Here is a 17,309-nt window from a genome sequence, read left to right on the forward strand (position 1 = left end):
TATGATGCGCAGCACTATTGCAAAAATCGTCGTCGGGCTTGGAGTCCTAGCGGGCTGTTCCTCGGTCGTGGGGAACCGCGCTGTGGTGAACGGCGTTGGTGCCAACGATATGCTCAAACTGCGGGCAGGGCCGGGGTTGGGCTATGAGATCATTATGGGTCTGCCAGACGGGACAGTTCTCAATCAGCATGAGTGCGTGACCGAAGTTGGTCAGCGTTGGTGCCACGTGTCCCTTGCGTCTGGGATCGGTGTTTCGGGGTATGTCTCTGCCGACTACCTGAACACCTATTGATCGTTATCCGCTTTCACATTGGCGCCAGAGGCTTTACGCAGCCCTAGGATTCAATTTCGGGGGCGGCCATGGCGCAGAAAGCTACCATTTATAAAGTCGAACTCTCTGTCTCTGACATGGATCGTCACTATTACGAGACGCATAAGCTTACCATTGCCAAACACCCCTCGGAAACGGATGAGCGGATGATGGTGCGTCTCTTAGCTTTTGCTCTGAATGCGCATGAGCAGCTAGAGATGACCAAGGGGATTTCGACCGACGATGAACCCGATATCTGGCAAAAGAGCCTGAGTGATGAACTTGAGCTGTGGATCGCCCTCGGTTTGCCGAGCGATAAGGTAGTGCGTCAATCCTGCGCTAAGGCACAAAAGGTCGTGATCTACACCTACGGTGGTAGAACTGCGGATGTCTGGTGGGATAAGATCCAAAATAGCACCAGTCGGTTTGATAACCTTCAGGTCATGGCGCTGTCTGAACAGTCGACGAGCGAACTTGCGGGCCTCGCGGATCGTTCGATGAAGCTGCAGGTGAATATCCAAGACGGTGATGTGATGGTCAGCGTTGGGGATCAGATCGTTTACGTCACACCGACGACACTGAAATCAGCGCTGAACTGACCTGCGGTACGAGATGCCACAGTTGCCCTTAGGGCACCCTCTATGGCAGGTTGCCGACAAATTGGTGCATTCGTCGCAGTCGCCTATCTTGCATCTGCGATTTGATTTGTATACAATTGTGCACAATACAGCGCGGGATCGGTTTTTCGCCGTCGCGCAGACATGAAATAGATAGTCTTCCACCGGAGATACCAATGAGCCTCTATGCCAGCTACCTCGAAGAGATCGAAGCCCGCAAAGCGCAGGGGCTTAGCCCCAAGCCGATCGATGATGGCGCTCTGACTGCCGAAATCATCGAGCAGATCAAGGACGTCAACAACGCGCACCGCGCCGATTCCTTGAAATACTTCATCTACAACACGCTCCCCGGCACCACGAGCGCCGCTGGCGTGAAGGCTGAGTTCCTCAAAGAGATCATCCTTGGTCAAGCAGCCGTTGCTGAAATCGACACCGCATTCGCGTTCGAACTGCTGTCGCACATGAAGGGCGGACCTTCGGTTAAGGTTCTGCTCGACCTCGCGCTCGGCGATGATCAGGCAATTGCTGAATCCGCAGCGGAAGTTCTGAAAACCCAAGTGTTCCTCTACGAGGCTGACACTGACCGTCTGAAAGCGGCTCATGCGGCTGGCAACGCTGTTGCGACCGACATTTTGAAAAGCTACGCAAACGCTGAATTCTTCACCCGTCTGCCTGAGATCGAAGAAGAAATCGAAGTCGTGACCTTTGTTGCTGCTGAGGGCGACATTTCGACCGACCTTCTGTCGCCGGGTAACCAAGCACACTCGCGCGCTGACCGCGAACTGCACGGCAAATGCATGTGCGATGAAGCGGCACAGAAACACATCGAAGAGCTGAAACTCCAGCACCCTGGCAAGCGCGTCATGATGATCGCTGAAAAGGGCACGATGGGCGTAGGTTCGTCGCGTATGTCTGGCGTGAACAACGTCGCGCTGTGGACTGGTAAGCAGGCATCGCCTTACGTGCCGTTCGTAAACATCGCACCTGTTGTCGCTGGCACCAACGGCATCTCGCCGATCTTCTTGACCACTGTCGGTGTGACCGGCGGTATCGGTCTCGACCTTAAAAACTGGGTTAAAAAGCTGGACGAAGACGGTAAACCGATCCTCGGTAACGACGGCAATCCGCTGCTCGAGCAGAAGTATTCGGTCGAAACTGGTAAGGTCCTCAAGATCAACACCAAGAAAAAGAAACTCTACGACGAAAACGGCGAAGAGTTGGTTGATCTGTCCTCCTCCTTCACACCGCAAAAAGTCGAGTTCATGAAAGCTGGCGGCTCTTACGCCATCGTTTTCGGTAAGAAACTCCAAACTGTTGCTGCTGACATCCTAGGCGTTGAAGCACCTGTTGTCTTCGCTCCGTCCAAAGAAATCAGCCACGAAGGTCAAGGCCTCACCGCTGTTGAGAAAATCTTTAACGCGAACGCTGTTGGCGTTACTCCGGGCAAGGTTTTGCACGCTGGTTCTGACGTTCGCGTAAAGGTCAACATTGTTGGTTCGCAAGACACCACTGGCCCGATGACGGCTCAGGAACTCGAAGCGATGGCTGCAACCGTGATCTCGCCGAACGTTGACGGCGCGTATCAGTCGGGCTGCCACACTGCATCGGTTTGGGACAAGAAGGCGCAGGACAACATTCCGCGCCTGATGAGCTTCATGAACAAATTCGGTCTCGTAACCGGTCGTGACCCGAAGGGTGTCTACCACCCGATGACTGACGTTATTCACAAGGTTCTCAACGACATCACAGTTGATGATCGTGCGATCATTATCGGCGGCGACAGCCACACGCGTATGTCCAAAGGCGTCGCATTCGGTGCGGACTCTGGCACTGTGGCTCTGGCTCTTGCAACAGGTGAGGCGTCGATGCCCATCCCAGAGTCGGTCAAGGTCACCTTCAAAGGTTCGATGGTCGAATACATGGATTTCCGTGATGTTGTTCACGCGACGCAACAGCAGATGCTGAAGCAGTGCGGCGACAACGTATTCCAAGGTCGTGTCATCGAAGTGCACATCGGTACCTTGCTCGCAGACCAAGCGTTCACCTTCACCGACTGGACTGCAGAGATGAAAGCGAAAGCGTCGATCTGTATCTCTGATGACGAGACCTTGATTGAATCGCTGGAAATCGCGAAACACCGCATCCAGATCATGATCGACAAGGGTATGGATCAAGAGAGCGGTATGCTCGCGAACCTGATCGCAATCGCTGACAAGCGTATCGCGGAGATCCGTTCGGGCGAGAAACCGGCGCTGAAACCTGATGCGAACGCAAAATACTTCGCTGAGGTTGTTGTTGATCTCGACATCATCGACGAGCCGATGATCGCTGACCCTGATGTGAACAACGCTGATGTGTCCAAGCGCTACACCCACGACACCATTCGTCCGATCTCGTACTACGGTGCAGAGAAAAAGGTCGATCTGGGCTTTGTCGGTTCGTGCATGGTCCACAAGGGCGACATCAAGATCGTCGCTCAGATGCTGCGCAACATCGAAGAAGTAAACGGCAAGGTAGAGTTCAAAGCTCCGCTTGTTGTTGCTGCTCCGACCTACAACATCATCGACGAACTGAAGGAAGAGGGCGATTGGGAAATTCTCCAGAAGTATTCTGGTTTTGAATTCAATGACCTCGCACCCAAAGCTAACGCGCGTACCGAGTATGAGAACATCCTCTACCTCGAGCGTCCGGGTTGTAACCTTTGCATGGGTAACCAGGAAAAAGCAGCGAAAGGTGACACTGTTCTCGCCACCTCGACCCGCCTGTTCCAAGGCCGTGTGGTAGCTGACAGCGACACCAAGAAAGGTGAATCGCTGCTGGCATCGACACCGGTTGTTGTGCTCTCGGCGATCCTTGGCCGCACCCCGACACTGGCTGAATACAAAGCAGCCGTTAAGGGTATCAACCTGACCAAATTCGTTCCGACGAAAACACCGTTGGACGCACTCTCCGTTCACTTCTGATCGGTGTAGAGTTTGAAATAGAAACGGCCCGCTTTTGGCGGGCCGTTTTAGTTTGTCTAGGGCGCCTAGAGGCGAGACTTTGGGCGCTCAGCCAAAAAAGACGGGTTCATCCCCAACAGCCCACGGCTTCCGTTTGTCCATAACCCGCAAAAAGAGATCGCTCGCCAAAAAACCATCAAGGTAAGCGCGGAGATTGGTCCAGCTTTGGGTGTCGAACCAAGTGCGGTCGATATGTGCGAACTGTCGAAGAAACGGCAGAATGGCGAGGTCGGCAATGGTCATCGTATCCCCGTAGAGGAAATGTTGACCTGCAAGCTGACGATCCAATTTCCGGAGATGCGCTGACGCCTTCTCCCGTTCGGTATCCAAGTCCAGATCGGGATAGCGCGTGATGTATTTGGTGTGATCAAGTGCCGCCTTAAACGGTCCGTCGTTCGCCTTGATCAACGCCCAACCATCTTCTGGCATGTCCATTAGCCCGTTCGGGTCAAGCTGTTGCAGCGCCCAGATCATAATGTCGAGGCTTTCATCATAGACTGTGTCAGCCGTGCGTAGGCAGGGTACAGTGCCCGATGGCGAGGTGGCCAAAAACTCCGCAGGTTTATCTCGCAGCAGGATTTCGCGGATTTCAACTGTCACGCCCGCCGTCAAAATCGCGAGCCGCGCCCGCATCGCATAGGGGCAACGGCGAAAATTCCAGAAGATGGGTTTATCAGTCATGCTGTGTGTATTCCCAGAAATCAGTTGAGCGGTCTAGGTGGTGCATCATGGGTTTGATGTTAGTGTGGCGCAAGGACGGCCCAAGGAAAGATATGGACATGCTCAACGACGACGTTTTCACCGAATTGACAGCATGGCGACGGTATCTGCATCGGAACCCCGAACTGTCGGGGCAGGAGGCGGAAACGGCGGCTCGAGTGGTTGAGATGCTGCGAGCGACGACGCCAGATGAGATTATCGTGGGTCTTGGCGGGCACGGTGTTGCGGGCTGCTACAATGGCCGTGAGGCTGGTCCGACGGTCCTATTGCGCTGCGAATTGGATGCACTGCCGATCCAAGAGCTATCGACCGCGCCGCACAGGTCGTCTCGTGATGGCGTTGCGCATTTGTGCGGGCACGATGGGCATATGGCCATTTTGGCTGGGGTTGCCCGTTGGGTCGATGAAAATCGACCGCTAAAAGGGCGAGTGGTTCTGTTGTTCCAACCCGCCGAGGAAGACGGATCGGGCGCGGCCAAGGTTATCGCCGACCCGAAATTCGCCGCGATCACTCCCGATGTTGCGCTATCGCTTCACAACATGCCGGGCATTCCGAAGGACCATGCGGCGATTGAGGTGGGGCCAATGGCTTGTGCGTCACGCGGTATGAAGGTTGTTTTAACGGGGCGCACCGCCCATGCGTCCCAACCTGAAACAGGGGTGTCGCCCGCGTTCGCCATTTCTGAATTGATCCCAGCGTTGACCAGTTTGGCGACACATGGACGCCCGCAGGACCCAAGCTTTACGCTAGCAACGGTGACACATGTCCGCATCGGCGAAGCGGCCTTTGGCATCGCACCAGCGCACGCTGAACTTTGGGTCACACTTCGTACGCAACAAGACGCGACCATGGATGCTCTGGTAGCGCGGGCAGAGGGACTGGTGACCGCAGCTGCGTCTAAATTCGGGCTGGGTGTTGAGATCACATATCACGATGTTTTCCATCACTGTATGAATGCGCCTGAGGCGTCAGCGATATTAGAAACTGCGATTATGAGCGAAGGGCTTACACCTGTCAGAGGGTATTTACCGATGCGTGCGTCTGAGGATTTTGGGCGGTTTGGACACGTGTCGAACACGGCGATTTTCTTGCTCGGCGCAGGGGCCGACATGCCCGCACTTCACAACCCCGATTACGATTTCCCTGACGAGCTAATCAAAACAGGTGCCAATGTCTTTATTCGCGCTCTGCAGCAGTTGGTCTATTAGCGTCTTGTCTGCTAGAGTCCTTGTTCTACCTTTCACCCCGTAAATGAGGTGAGTAGACCAGTGATCCAGCCAGCGAAGTCTGTAACTGTTTGGTATGACAGCCAGTGCCCACTTTGTGCACGTGAGATCGCTTTGATGCGGCGGCTAGACCGTAGAGGGGCGATCGATTTTGTCGACGCCTGCGATCCGAACACGTCATGCCCATTGGATCGGACCGCAATTCTCGAACGGTTTCATGCGCAGGTTGGCGATCAGTTGTTTTCGGGTGCTGCTGCCTTTGCCGCCATGTGGCGTGCGATCCCCGTTTTGCGACCTTTGGGCGTCCTCGCGGGTTGGCCGCCAATGACGCCGCTTTTTGAAGCGCTCTACAAAGGCTTTCTTAGGATTAGACCGCGATTGCAACGGGCCTTGGGCGGTTAACTGTTCGGCCGTACCCGCGCGGCTGATTTATCCGCAAACGCCGCGAGCCGCGCACGAGCATCGGGTTGAGTGTTCACAACGCCTGCTACGACGGACTCCGCATAGGCGGCATCCATCGCGGACATATTCCGCATATGGCTCACCGCCGAGCAAATCGCAAAGTTCGACAGTGGAAGGTTTTCAGCGGCCTTTTGCGCGAGCTCCAGTGCCATATCCAAACTCGACCCGTCAGTGTGGTATTGCGCGAGGCCAATATCGACGGCCTCTGTCCCTTGATACACGCGGCCTGTTAGCATCATGTCGATCATCCGCGCTTTGCCCACGAGGTCGGTCACGCGAATGGTCGCGCCACCACCCGTGAACAATCCGCGCTGTCCTTCGGGAAGGGCAAAATAGGTCGTGTTGTCCATAACGCGAATATGTGCGGCGCTCGCCAATTCGAGGCCACCCCCTACAACGGCACCTTTCAGGGCTGCGATGATCGGAACGCCACCATATTCCATCTTATTAAAGGCCTCGTGCCAGCGCAGGCAGAGATGCATGAAATCGGCGGGGCTACGGTTTTCGCGGTGATGTTCCACGAGGTCGAGGCCCGCACAGAAGTGATTGCCAGATCCCGCTAAAACCACAGCACGCACGCCAGCGCGAGGGGCGGCCGCAAAGAAATCGACCAGCTCTTCAATCGTCGCACTGTCGAGAGCATTTCGCTTTGCTGCGCGGTTGAGCGTTACGAGCAGAACGCCGTTGTCCTGTTCCGCGATGTCGAGGTTTGCATAGCGGCTGCTGTCGATTGATATGGTCATGGGGTGGTCCTGCTTGATCATTTAGTGACAATTAACAACGTGAATGTGGTCAATCTATCGCAAAAACTGACGTATAATTTGCTGAAAGTGACATTATAGGGCAGGGTGATGGTTAAATGAAAAAGAGTGACCCAATATACCCCACCGTGTCCCGTGCGTTCATCCAAGACTGGGTTGACGCATTGGAGCGATCATGGCCGCGGGACAGGTTCGAAAGTGTCCTCACTGATATTGGCCTAACCGACGGTGTGGTCAGGGTGACGCACGACCAAATCGTGATGCTCTATCAGAGGATCGCGATTGAGACGGGCGATGAGATGGTTGGCCTTTGGGGGCGCCCCGTGCGGGCGGGTGCGTTGAAACTGCTCTGCGGATCTGTGCGGGATGCGTCCGCTATGTCAGCCGCACTTTATCGGTTCGTTCAATACTGGAACATCGTTCTGGACGATGCGAGGTTGGAGCTATCAAATGCGAACGGGCACATTGCTCTTTCGATCACAGAGACTGCAGAACAGCCTGCCAATCGGTTCGGCGTGCTGCTCGTTCTAAAGCTCGCGCATGGCATCGCGTCGTGGCTCGCTGGATTTGAAGTGCGTCTGAACGAGGTGCAGTTCGGATTTGAACCCCCTGATTTTGCATCCGATTATCCGGTTCTATTCCCATGCCCCGTTGCGTTTTCTCATCAGAAATCGACGATCGTATTCAGTAAAGATCTGCCCGATACGATCCTTGCGAAAAGTGATGCAGAGATGAGGGAATTCCTTGTGAGAGCACCACGAGACTGGATTTTCACGGCGTTTCGCGAACATGCATTGTCACTTCGCTTGCGCGAAATGGTTTTGGCGTCTGAAGGGTTTAATCTGTCGTTGGTTGAGGCGGCGCAAATGATGAACGTCACCTCGCGCACCTTGATGCGTCGCTTGCATGCCGATGGAACGACATTCCAGCTGATCAAGGACGGCGTTCGGCGTGACGTGGCGATGCGTGAGCTTTCGTCTGGAACAAAGTCGATTGAGGCTATCGCGCAGGACGTCGGGTTTGCCTCGGCTGCGAATTTTCACCGCGCGTTTCGACGGTGGACGGGCCAAACGCCTCGAGCCCATCAGGCGCGTCAGAAAAGGAATTAAATTTGATCATAAATTTATAACGAAGGACTTTATTGGTTCATTTTAAACGTATATCCAGTGTCAAACTGTTTGCTCAAATCAGGCGGAGCGGAGCCCATGTCACAGGTCATCGAAGAATTGGCCGGCGTCCCTTTGGAACGATTGCATGAAATCGCGAAACGCGAGGCGCAGCGCTATGTGAATAGCCGTCCAAAGGCCCAAAAGGCTCTTAAATCAGGGTCCGCGTCCTATTTAGACGGTGTCCCGATGCATTGGATGAAGGACTGGCCGATGCCGTTCCCGATGGTGGTGCAAAAGGCCAAAGGAGCGCAGATCATCGACCTTGATGGGCATAGGATCGATGACTTTTGCCTTGGCGATACGGGTTCAATGTTCGGCCATTCCCCGAAACCCGTTGCTAAAGCGATCCGCAAACAGGCGAAACGCGGGCTGACCTATATGCTCCCGACTGATGCCGCGTTGACGGCTGGTGCGTTGTTGACGGAACGGTTTGGCGACTTTGCGTGGCAGATTGCGACCACGGCGACGGATGCGAACCGCTTTGCCTTGCGCGTGGCCCGCGCGGTTACGGGGCGGACCAAGGTTTTGGTGTTCAATGGCTGTTATCACGGAACCGTTGACGACGCGATGGTTGAACTGCGTGGTGGCCAAACGGCGACGCGCGAAGGTCTTGTAGGGCAGGTGGCTGATCTCACCCAGACGGCTGTTTGTGCAGAATTCAACGATCTGGCGAGCGTCGAGGCCGCGCTGAAAACGGGTGAGGTTGCGGCTATTTTGACAGAGCCAGTCATGACCAACTCGTGCATGGTTTTGCCGCACGACGGGTTTCATGCAGGGCTGCGGAAACTGGCGAACCGATATGGCGCGCTTCTGATCATTGATGAAACGCATACGATTTCATCGGGCTTGGGTGGCTATACCCGCGTGCATGGACTCGAACCTGACATTTTTGTCGTTGGGAAATGTGTGGCGGGCGGGATGCCGACCGCCGTTTGGGGCCTCGCACCCAAGGTTGCTAAATCTTACCTGCGGTATTGCGCGGAAAAGCCGAGCGGTCATTCGGGGATGGGCACCACGCTCTCTGCCAACCCGATGCAATTTGCTTGTCTCACGGCCACGCTGTCCGACGTGATGACTGCCGAGAACTACGCCCACATGGAGCGCGGCGCTGCGCGACTGGCTGACGGTTTGGCGGACGTGATCCAGGGCCATAATGCGCCGTGGCACGTTGTCCGTGTTGGCGCGCGTGTCGAATTTATCTGCGCTAAGGGGCCGCTCAATAACGGGACCGAGGCCGCCGCGGCTCATATCCATGAGGTCGAGGCCATCGTACATACGGCGCTCTTAAATCGTGGCTGCCTGATCGCGCCGTTCCATAATATGATGTTGGTCAGCCCTGTGACCACACATGACCAGATTGACCGCCTTATCGCTGCGTTCGATGATGTGATGTCCGACCTCTTCGCCAAAGGAAAATCCTGATGACCCAAACCTGTCCCTCTGGCGCGAGTGTTGCCGAAGCTGAAGCGTTTCTCGAAGCGCATCCCGAAATCGAAGCGATTGATATTGTCCTGCACGACTCTAACGGGATCGGGCGGGGCAAGATCATTCGCCGCCACGAACTGCTTTCGATATATAAATCTGGTCGTCACATCCCGATTTCGATCCTCGGTCTCGATATATGCGGTGAAGATGTTCATGAAACGGGTCTGATCTGGGATCAGGGCGATGGCGATCTGCGGGCGTGGCCTATTCCAGGCACATTGAAACCGCTCCACAACACCACGCCGCCCAGGGCTGAAGTGTTCCTGTCGCTTTATGAACTCGACGGTCGTCCGATGACCTCTGACCCGCGCCATGCCTTGCAGCGGCAGGTCGATGCCTTTGCGGCCAAAGGTTTGAAACCTGCGGGCGCGTTTGAGTTGGAGTTCTTCCTTCTCGACAACGAACGCGATGCCGATGGCAAAGTACGCCCTGCACGTGACGTTTTGGATGGTCGGAAATCTAGCGGCAAGACTGAGGTCTATTCCGTCGATCATCTACATGGCATGCTGCCGCTTTTTTCGGACATCTACGCGGGCGCTGAGAAGGCTGGGATCAAGGCAGAGACCATGATTTCCGAATATGCGCCCGGTCAGTATGAACTCACATTGCATTACCGCGAGGATGTGATGCAGGCGGCGGATGACCTTGTGCGGCTCAAACGCATTGTGCGGCAACAGGCGCGCACGCACGGGGTGACGGCCTGTTTCATGGCGAAACCGATTGAGGATTACGCAGGCTCCGGCATGCATTTCCACGTGTCTTTGCAGGATGATGCGGGCAACAACGTCTTTGCCGAGGCAGAAGGCGAAGGCTGGACCGATACGATCCTCCACGCGATTGGCGGACTGCGGGCGACGATGGGTGAATCCATGCTGGTCTTTGCGCCGCACCTCAATTCGTGGCGTCGTTTCGCAAACCAAAGCTATGCGCCAGTGTCGACGGCGTGGGGTGTGAACAACCGCTCTGTCGCGCTCCGCATTCCGGAAGGCGATGTTAAGGCGCGCCGCATTGAACATCGTCCCTCTGGCGTGGATGCGAACCCATATCTGATTGGGGCGACGGTTCTCGCGGGCATTCTGCACGGGATCGAAAACCGCATTGATCCGGGTCCTGAAACCACGGGCAACGCTTATGACGAGGACCCCGCAGGCCCGCCGATCCCGCGCGATTGGCGCAGTGCGATTGACGTGGCGGTAAACTCGGACTTCCTGAAGTCGGCCTTGGGCGAGGACATGCATCGTACCTTTACGGCGGTGCGTCAGGCTGAATACGACCGTGTGGCACGGACTATCAGTAACGTGGATTACGACCTCTATCTTTACACGATCTGATCGTTTTTAGGTTTCTTTGTCCTCGATCAAGGTTTATCGGACCCACGCCGCTATGTGGACCGATAGCCAGAGAGGACATGCCATGCCCAAAGATCAGACCCAGACCCGTCGTTCAGAGCTTTTGATGCCTGCGGGCTCGCTTGAGCGGTTGAAGGTTGCTGTTCTCTATGGGGCCGACGCGGTTTACCTCGGCACGCCCGATATGTCGCTGCGGACGAAATCCAAGTTCTCGCTTGAGGATGTCAAAGAGGGCGTCGCCTTTGCCCATGCGCATGGCGTGCGGGTTTATCTGACGCTCAACCTCTTCACGCATAACAAAGACGTCGAAAAGCTAGAGAGCTTTATCGAGACGCTGAAAGACATCCGTCCCGATGGTGTGATCATCGCGGATCCTGGCGTCTTTAACTACGTGCGCAAACATGCACCCGAACTGAACCTCCATATCTCGACCCAAGCGAACGTGTGTTCATGGCTCACGGTGGATTATTGGAAAGACATGGGCGCCGAACTGGTCGTTTTGGCTCGCGAAGTCACCTTTGCCGAGATGGAAGAAATCCGCGAGAAATGCCCTGACATCCGCCTAGAGAGCTTTGTTCACGGCGCGATGTGCATGACCTATTCGGGCCGCTGCCTCTTGTCGAACTTCATGGCCGAACGCGGCGCGAACCAAGGCAACTGTGCGAACTCCTGTCGCTGGCATTATAAGGTTCACATGAAGCTCAAGGACGGCACGATCAAAGAACTGCCGCTGACCGAAGAGAACCTCGAACTGTTCGAGTTCGTGTTGGAAGAGGGTGCTCGCCCCGGTGAATTCATGCCCATCGAAGAGGATTGGCGCGGTTCGTATATCCTGAACTCCAAGGATATGTGCCTTATGCCCAAACTCAACGACTTGCTGCGCATCGGCGTTGATAGCCTCAAGGTCGAAGGGCGGAACAAAAGCCCGTATTATGTCGCCACCGTTGCCCGTGCGTATCGCCGTGCAATTGATGACTACTACGCCGACCCCGAAAACTGGTCGCCGGATCAGTATATGGACGAACTCGTCGGTGCGACGAACCGTGGGTTTACCATCGCGTTCCACGAGGGCCGCCTCCAGAATTATGCCCACAACTATGACCACACCAAAGCAATGGCACCGTGGGAATTTGCGGGCATGATTACTGAGGTTCGCGAGGACGGTCTGGTGATGAACGTTAAAAACCGTCTCGACGGCGGCGATGTTCTGGAATTCCTGCCGCCCGACCCGAAAGCGGAACCCGTGCTGCTGCGTCTCTACGAATACGAGCTCGCCAATAAACCGGGTGAAATTGCGGATTACGTCGTAGGCAGCCGTGGCGATCAAGTCTTTATCCCGTTCACAGCCTTTGACCGCGAAGACCCCGAAGCGATCCGCCGTAATTTCCCTCCGTTCACCATTGTCCGCTCCGAGGCCATGCTGACCGACGACGACTGGCGTCGGTTCAAGCTCGACAAAACTGCGCAGAAAATTGAACTGGGGCAGGACGCCTATAAGGGCGCGTATCGCAATCAGGTCAAAAAACTGCAGGACGCCATCGGCTCTGAGCAGATGGAAAAACGGTCCAAAACCTCGCGCTCTGGTGCGGCTGGCTGCTGTGGTCGTGGCTGCAACGGGTGTCTGATGTTCTGGAACGATCCCGAATACGCAAAGGCCCGTGAGTTGCTCAAACAAAAGAAAATGGGCGAGATGTTGGACCGCGATATGCGGGAAAAAATCTAAGCTGGATTTTCACTTTAGCATTCAAACTTCATTAAGCACTTCCCCATAAGGTCAGAGCCTGCAGATGCGCAAACTTGGCTTGGGGAAGTGTTATGAAATATGCGCCAATCGACAGTGTTTCGGTTCCGTCCTTTCCTGTGAGGCAGACTTCCCGATCTGGCGCGCGGCTCTATCAACGCGTCTTTAAGCGGTTGATTGACACGTTGCTCGTCGTGGTGTCCTTGCCGATTGTGGTGCCTGTCATTGCGGTTCTTGCGCTGATTATTCGTCGCGACGGCGGCCCAGCGTTCTTTGTGCAACCGCGCGTTGGTCTGAATGGAGAGGTATTTCACTGTTTCAAACTGCGCACGATGCACGTCGATGCGGAGGCTCGGTTGGCTGAAATGTGCGCCACCGATCCGATCATTGCCGCGGAATGGCATCGCGATCAAAAGCTCCGCAATGATCCGCGTATCACGAAGGTCGGGTGCTTCTTGCGGCGGTCCAGCCTTGATGAATTGCCACAGCTCTTAAACGTCTTGCGCGGTGAGATGAGCATAATTGGCCCGCGTCCATTCCTCCCATCCCAAGAAGAACTCTATCGTCGGGCAGGCGGTCGCGCCTATTATGCGATGCGTCCTGGCATTACGGGGTCTTGGCAGGTGGCGGGGCGCGGTGACACTCGGTTTGTCGATCGTGTAGGATTTGATGACGACTACCATTCCTGTCTTAGCTTTAAGGAGGACCTGATGATCCTCCTTAAAACGGTCGGCGTCGTCATCAAAAGCACGGGACGCTAAGATTAAGTTTGGTAATTGAGGATCGGCGACAGCCAGCGTTCAGCCTCAGCCACGCTCATGCCTTTGCGGTTCGCGTAGTCCTCAACTTGATCACGCTCGACCTTACCAACCCCGAAATAATAGCTCTCTGGATGGCCGATATAGAGTCCTGACACAGAGGCCGCAGGCCACATCGCGTAGCTTTCCGTGAGTGAAACACCTGTCGACGTCTCCGCATCCAACAGCGTCCAAAGCGTCGCTTTTTCTGTGTGATCAGGTTGTGCTGGATAACCGGGAGCAGGGCGGATACCTGCGTAAGGTTCAGCAATCAGATCGGTCGGGGCATAGTCCTCGGACGCATATCCCCAAAGTTCGGTGCGGACATATTCATGCATCCGCTCGGCAAAGGCTTCTGCAAAGCGGTCGGCCAGTGCCTTCACCATGATCGACGAATAATTGTCGTGCTTGGCGTCAAACTGAGCCGCGATATCGTCCTCTTCGGGGCCAGCCGTGACAACAAATGCACCAACATAATCGCCAGACGGCGCAACAAAATCAGAGAGCGCGACATTGGGGCGACCATCGCGTTTCGCCGTTTGCTGACGAAGGGTGTGAAGCGTTTGGAGCGGTTCCGCGCGGGTATCATCGGTGAATAGCTGAATGTCGTCACCGACAGACTGCGCGGGCCAGAACCCGACGACAGCCTTTGGCGCAAACCAGTTTTCATCGATGATTTTTCCCAACATAGCTTGAGCGTCCGCGAAGAGGGATCGTGCCGCGTCACCTTGTTTAGGGTCATCCAGAATAGCGGGGTATTGGCCCTTCAACTCCCAGGTTTGGAAGAACGGTGTCCAGTCGATGTAATCGGCCAATTCAGCCAACGACCATTGATCAAAGACGCGCGTGCCGAGGAAACTTGGTGTTTTAGCCTCATACCCGCTGAAGTCGATCTTTAACGCGTTGTCGCGGGCCTCTTGCAGCGTGATCCGCTTTTTACCGCGTTCACCACGCGCATGTCGCTCTGCAATGTCAGCGTAATCGGTGCGAGTCGCCTGTTTCACCTCGGCTGCTTTGTCCGACAATAGCGACGACACAACGCCGACCGCGCGGCTGGCATCGGTCACATACATCGCCTGACCGCCGGTATATTTCGGAGCGATTTTCACGGCAGTATGAACCTTGGATGTGGTCGCGCCGCCGATCAGCAGGGGGATGTCAAATCCCTCACGCTCCATCTCGGCGGCAACATGGACCATTTCGTCCAGCGAAGGTGTGATCAGACCAGACAGCCCGATCACATCGACATTTTCGCGCTTTGCCGTCTCAAGAATTTTCGACGTTGGTACCATGACGCCAAGGTCAATGATTTCGTAGTTGTTACAGGCCAACACGACGCCAACGATGTTTTTGCCGATATCATGCACATCGCCCTTCACCGTTGCCATCAGGATCTTACCTGCGGCCTCTTGTTTGCCGTCTTTTTCGGCCTCGATGTAAGGCGTCAGAACAGCGACGGCCTGTTTCATCACGCGGGCGGATTTCACCACTTGGGGGAGGAACATTTTACCCGCCCCAAAGAGATCACCGACCACGTTCATGCCGTCCATCAGTGGTCCCTCAATCACGTCGAGTGGGCGGGTCGCCCGTTGGCGGGCCTCTTCGGTATCGGCCTCAATGAATTCGGTGATGCCATTGACCAAAGCATGTTCGAGACGCTTTTCAACTGAGGCCTCGCGCCAAGACATGTCTTTTTCCTTGGCTTGCGCACCGCCTTGACCGCGATAGGTTTCGGCAAGTTCCAGCATCCGCTCTGTGGCGTCGGAACGGCGGTTGAGAACCACATCTTCGCAATGGTCACGCAATTCGGGGTCGATCTCGGAATAAACGGCGAGCTGCCCTGCGTTCACGATCCCCATGTCCATGCCGTTTTGAATGGCGTGATAGAGGAACACGGCATGCATCGCTTCTCGGACGGCCTCGTTCCCGCGGAAGGAAAACGACAGGTTCGATACCCCGCCCGAGACATGAACATGCGGGCAGGCTTCGGTGATCCGTTTGGTCGCGTTGATGAAATCGACGCCATAATTGTCATGCTCTTCAATGCCCGTCGCGACCGCAAAGACGTTCGGATCAAAGATGATGTCTTCGGGTGGGAACCCTATGTCTTGGGTCAGGATTTTATAGGCGCGGGTGCAGATTTCGACCTTGCGGTCTTCGGTGTCGGCTTGGCCGCGTTCGTCAAAGGCCATGACGACGACGGCGGCACCATATCGACGACAGAGGGTCGCTTGCTGGCGGAACTGCTCCTCGCCTTCTTTCATGGAAATCGAATTGACGATGGCCTTGCCTTGAATGCACTTCAGGCCCGCCTCGATCACCTCCCATTTTGAGCTATCGACCATGATCGGAACGCGGGCGATGTCAGGCTCTGCCGCGATCAAGTTCAGGTAATCGACCATCGCTTGTTTGCTGTCGATGAGGCCCTCATCCATGTTGATGTCGATGATCTGCGCACCGTTTTCGACCTGCTGGCGGGCGACATCCAAGGCCGCGGTGTAATCCGCTGCCGTGATCAATTTTCGAAACTTCGCCGACCCCGTGACGTTTGTCCGTTCACCCACATTCACGAACGGAATGTCATTGGTCAGGGTAAACGGCTCTAGCCCAGAGAGACGCATGAGCGGTTCAACGGTCGGGATCGTGCGGGGCGCGTAGCCTTTGACTGCCTCAGCAATGGCGCGGATGTGGTCAAAGGTCGACCCACAGCACCCGCCGACGATGTTCAACAGCCCTTCTTTTGCAAAGCCTTCGATTTGGGCCGCCATCTGTTCGGGCGTTTCATCATATTCACCAAACTCATTGGGGAGGCCCGCGTTCGGGTAAGCGCAAATGCGGGTGTCGGCAACGCTCGACAATTCGGCCAAATGTTCACGCATCGCATTTGCGCCGAGCGCACAGTTCAGCCCGATGGTAAAAGGCCGCGCATGACGCAGCGAATGCCAGAACGCGGTTGGCGTCTGACCCGAAAGCGTACGCCCTGACAAGTCAGTGATCGTGCCCGAAATCATGATGGGCAGGATGATGCCTTTCGCCTCAAACACTTCCTCAGCGGCAAAAACCGCAGCTTTGGCGTTTAGCGTATCAAAGATCGTTTCGATCAGGATGATGTCTGCGCAGCCGTCGATCAGCCCATGGATTTGCTGAGCGTAAGCAATCCGTAAATCATCAAACGAAACAGCGCGGTAGCCGGGGTTGTTCACATCAGGGCTAATGCTCGCTGTTCTATTCGTCGGACCAACAGCGCCTGCAACGAACCGAGGCTTCCCATCAATCGCCGTCGCGCGGTCCATTGCCTTGCGCGCCAAACGTGCACCTGCCACGTTCAGATCATAGACCTTATCCTCTAGCCCGTAGTCCGCCTGCGCGATGGTGGTCGAAGAGAACGTATTGGTCTCTGCAATATCGGCCCCAGCCATCGCATATTGAAAGTGAATTTCCTCAATCGCGTCCGGTTGCGTGAGGTTCAACAAGTCGTTGTTGCCCTGTTGCGGCTTGTCCGCATGGATGTGGCACCCGCAACCGCCGTGCCCCGTGAAATCCCCTTCGACGAGGCCGAGCTTTTGGATCTGTGTCCCCATCGCGCCGTCCAGAATAAGGATGCGGTCACGGGCTGCGGTGGTAAGGCTGTCAAAAATAGGCGAACGAACTGGTTTGGTCATTAAGGTAT

General features: G+C 55.5%; 13 protein-coding genes. 10 read left to right on the plus strand and 3 right to left on the minus strand.

All coding sequences use genetic code 11. The annotated features are described in order from the left end of the window. Positions 1-4: 4 nt before the first annotated feature. From AC1QQ2_RS10310 to AC1QQ2_RS10320, 3 genes are all read left to right on the plus strand, one after another. Entirely contained in the window at positions 5-292 is a 288-nt protein-coding gene (locus tag AC1QQ2_RS10310; protein WP_479713061.1) for an SH3 domain-containing protein, read from the plus strand. Positions 293-360: 68 nt separating this feature from the next. After that, entirely contained in the window at positions 361-909 is a 549-nt protein-coding gene (locus AC1QQ2_RS10315; protein ID WP_479713062.1) for a YaeQ family protein, read from the plus strand. Positions 910-1,103: 194 nt separating this feature from the next. Then, positions 1,104-3,890: a bifunctional aconitate hydratase 2/2-methylisocitrate dehydratase gene (locus tag AC1QQ2_RS10320; protein WP_479713063.1), complete on the plus strand. Its 2,787-nt coding sequence runs from the start codon at positions 1,104-1,106 to the stop codon at positions 3,888-3,890. Between the two features lie 87 nt (positions 3,891-3,977). On the opposite strand, the gene AC1QQ2_RS10325 is transcribed toward AC1QQ2_RS10320, so the two are convergent. Then, on the minus strand, positions 3,978-4,610 hold the full coding sequence (locus AC1QQ2_RS10325) for a glutathione S-transferase (RefSeq protein WP_479713064.1): 633 nt from the start codon (positions 4,608-4,610) through the stop codon (positions 3,978-3,980). Positions 4,611-4,657: 47 nt separating this feature from the next. On the opposite strand from AC1QQ2_RS10325, the gene AC1QQ2_RS10330 reads away from it, so the two are divergent. Both AC1QQ2_RS10330 and AC1QQ2_RS10335 read left to right on the plus strand, forming a co-directional pair. After that, on the plus strand, positions 4,658-5,857 hold the full coding sequence (locus AC1QQ2_RS10330) for an amidohydrolase (RefSeq protein WP_479713065.1): 1,200 nt from the start codon (positions 4,658-4,660) through the stop codon (positions 5,855-5,857). A 60-nt stretch (positions 5,858-5,917) separates the two neighbouring features. Beyond that, positions 5,918-6,277, plus strand: coding sequence for a thiol-disulfide oxidoreductase DCC family protein (locus tag AC1QQ2_RS10335; RefSeq protein ID WP_479713066.1), 360 nt, complete (start codon positions 5,918-5,920; stop codon positions 6,275-6,277). On the opposite strand, the gene AC1QQ2_RS10340 is transcribed toward AC1QQ2_RS10335, so the two are convergent. Further along, entirely contained in the window at positions 6,274-7,080 is an 807-nt protein-coding gene (locus AC1QQ2_RS10340) for a crotonase/enoyl-CoA hydratase family protein (protein ID WP_479713067.1), read from the minus strand. The genes AC1QQ2_RS10335 and AC1QQ2_RS10340 overlap by 4 nt on opposite strands. Before the next feature lie 116 nt (positions 7,081-7,196). Between AC1QQ2_RS10340 and AC1QQ2_RS10345 the strand changes: the two genes are divergently transcribed. The 5 genes from AC1QQ2_RS10345 to AC1QQ2_RS10365 all read left to right on the plus strand — a co-directional run bounded on the left by AC1QQ2_RS10345 (position 7,197) and on the right by AC1QQ2_RS10365 (position 13,603). Continuing rightward, positions 7,197-8,207, plus strand: coding sequence for an AraC family transcriptional regulator (locus AC1QQ2_RS10345; RefSeq protein WP_479713068.1), 1,011 nt, complete (start codon positions 7,197-7,199; stop codon positions 8,205-8,207). 96 nt (positions 8,208-8,303) lie between these two features. Further along, positions 8,304-9,689 (plus strand): aspartate aminotransferase family protein, encoded by a 1,386-nt coding sequence (locus tag AC1QQ2_RS10350; protein WP_479713069.1) that lies wholly within the window; start codon positions 8,304-8,306, stop codon positions 9,687-9,689. Then, positions 9,689-11,083, plus strand: coding sequence for a glutamine synthetase family protein (locus AC1QQ2_RS10355; RefSeq protein ID WP_479713070.1), 1,395 nt, complete (start codon positions 9,689-9,691; stop codon positions 11,081-11,083). The genes AC1QQ2_RS10350 and AC1QQ2_RS10355 overlap by 1 nt, the downstream gene beginning before the upstream one ends. An 82-nt stretch (positions 11,084-11,165) precedes the next feature. Continuing rightward, a complete protein-coding gene (locus AC1QQ2_RS10360) occupies positions 11,166-12,824 on the plus strand; it encodes a U32 family peptidase (RefSeq protein WP_479713071.1) in 1,659 nt (552 codons plus the stop codon). A gap of 92 nt (positions 12,825-12,916) precedes the next feature. Then, a complete protein-coding gene (locus AC1QQ2_RS10365) occupies positions 12,917-13,603 on the plus strand; it encodes a sugar transferase (protein ID WP_479713072.1) in 687 nt (228 codons plus the stop codon). A gap of 2 nt (positions 13,604-13,605) precedes the next feature. Here the strand turns inward: AC1QQ2_RS10365 and metH are convergent, their stop codons facing one another. Next, positions 13,606-17,301 (minus strand): methionine synthase, encoded by a 3,696-nt coding sequence (gene metH, locus AC1QQ2_RS10370; protein WP_479713073.1) that lies wholly within the window; start codon positions 17,299-17,301, stop codon positions 13,606-13,608. Positions 17,302-17,309 lie beyond the last annotated feature (8 nt).

The sequence above is a fragment of the Aestuarium sp. genome (assembly GCF_023253315.1).
GTDB classification, from domain to species: Bacteria; Pseudomonadota; Alphaproteobacteria; order Rhodobacterales; family Rhodobacteraceae; genus Marivivens; species Marivivens donghaensis.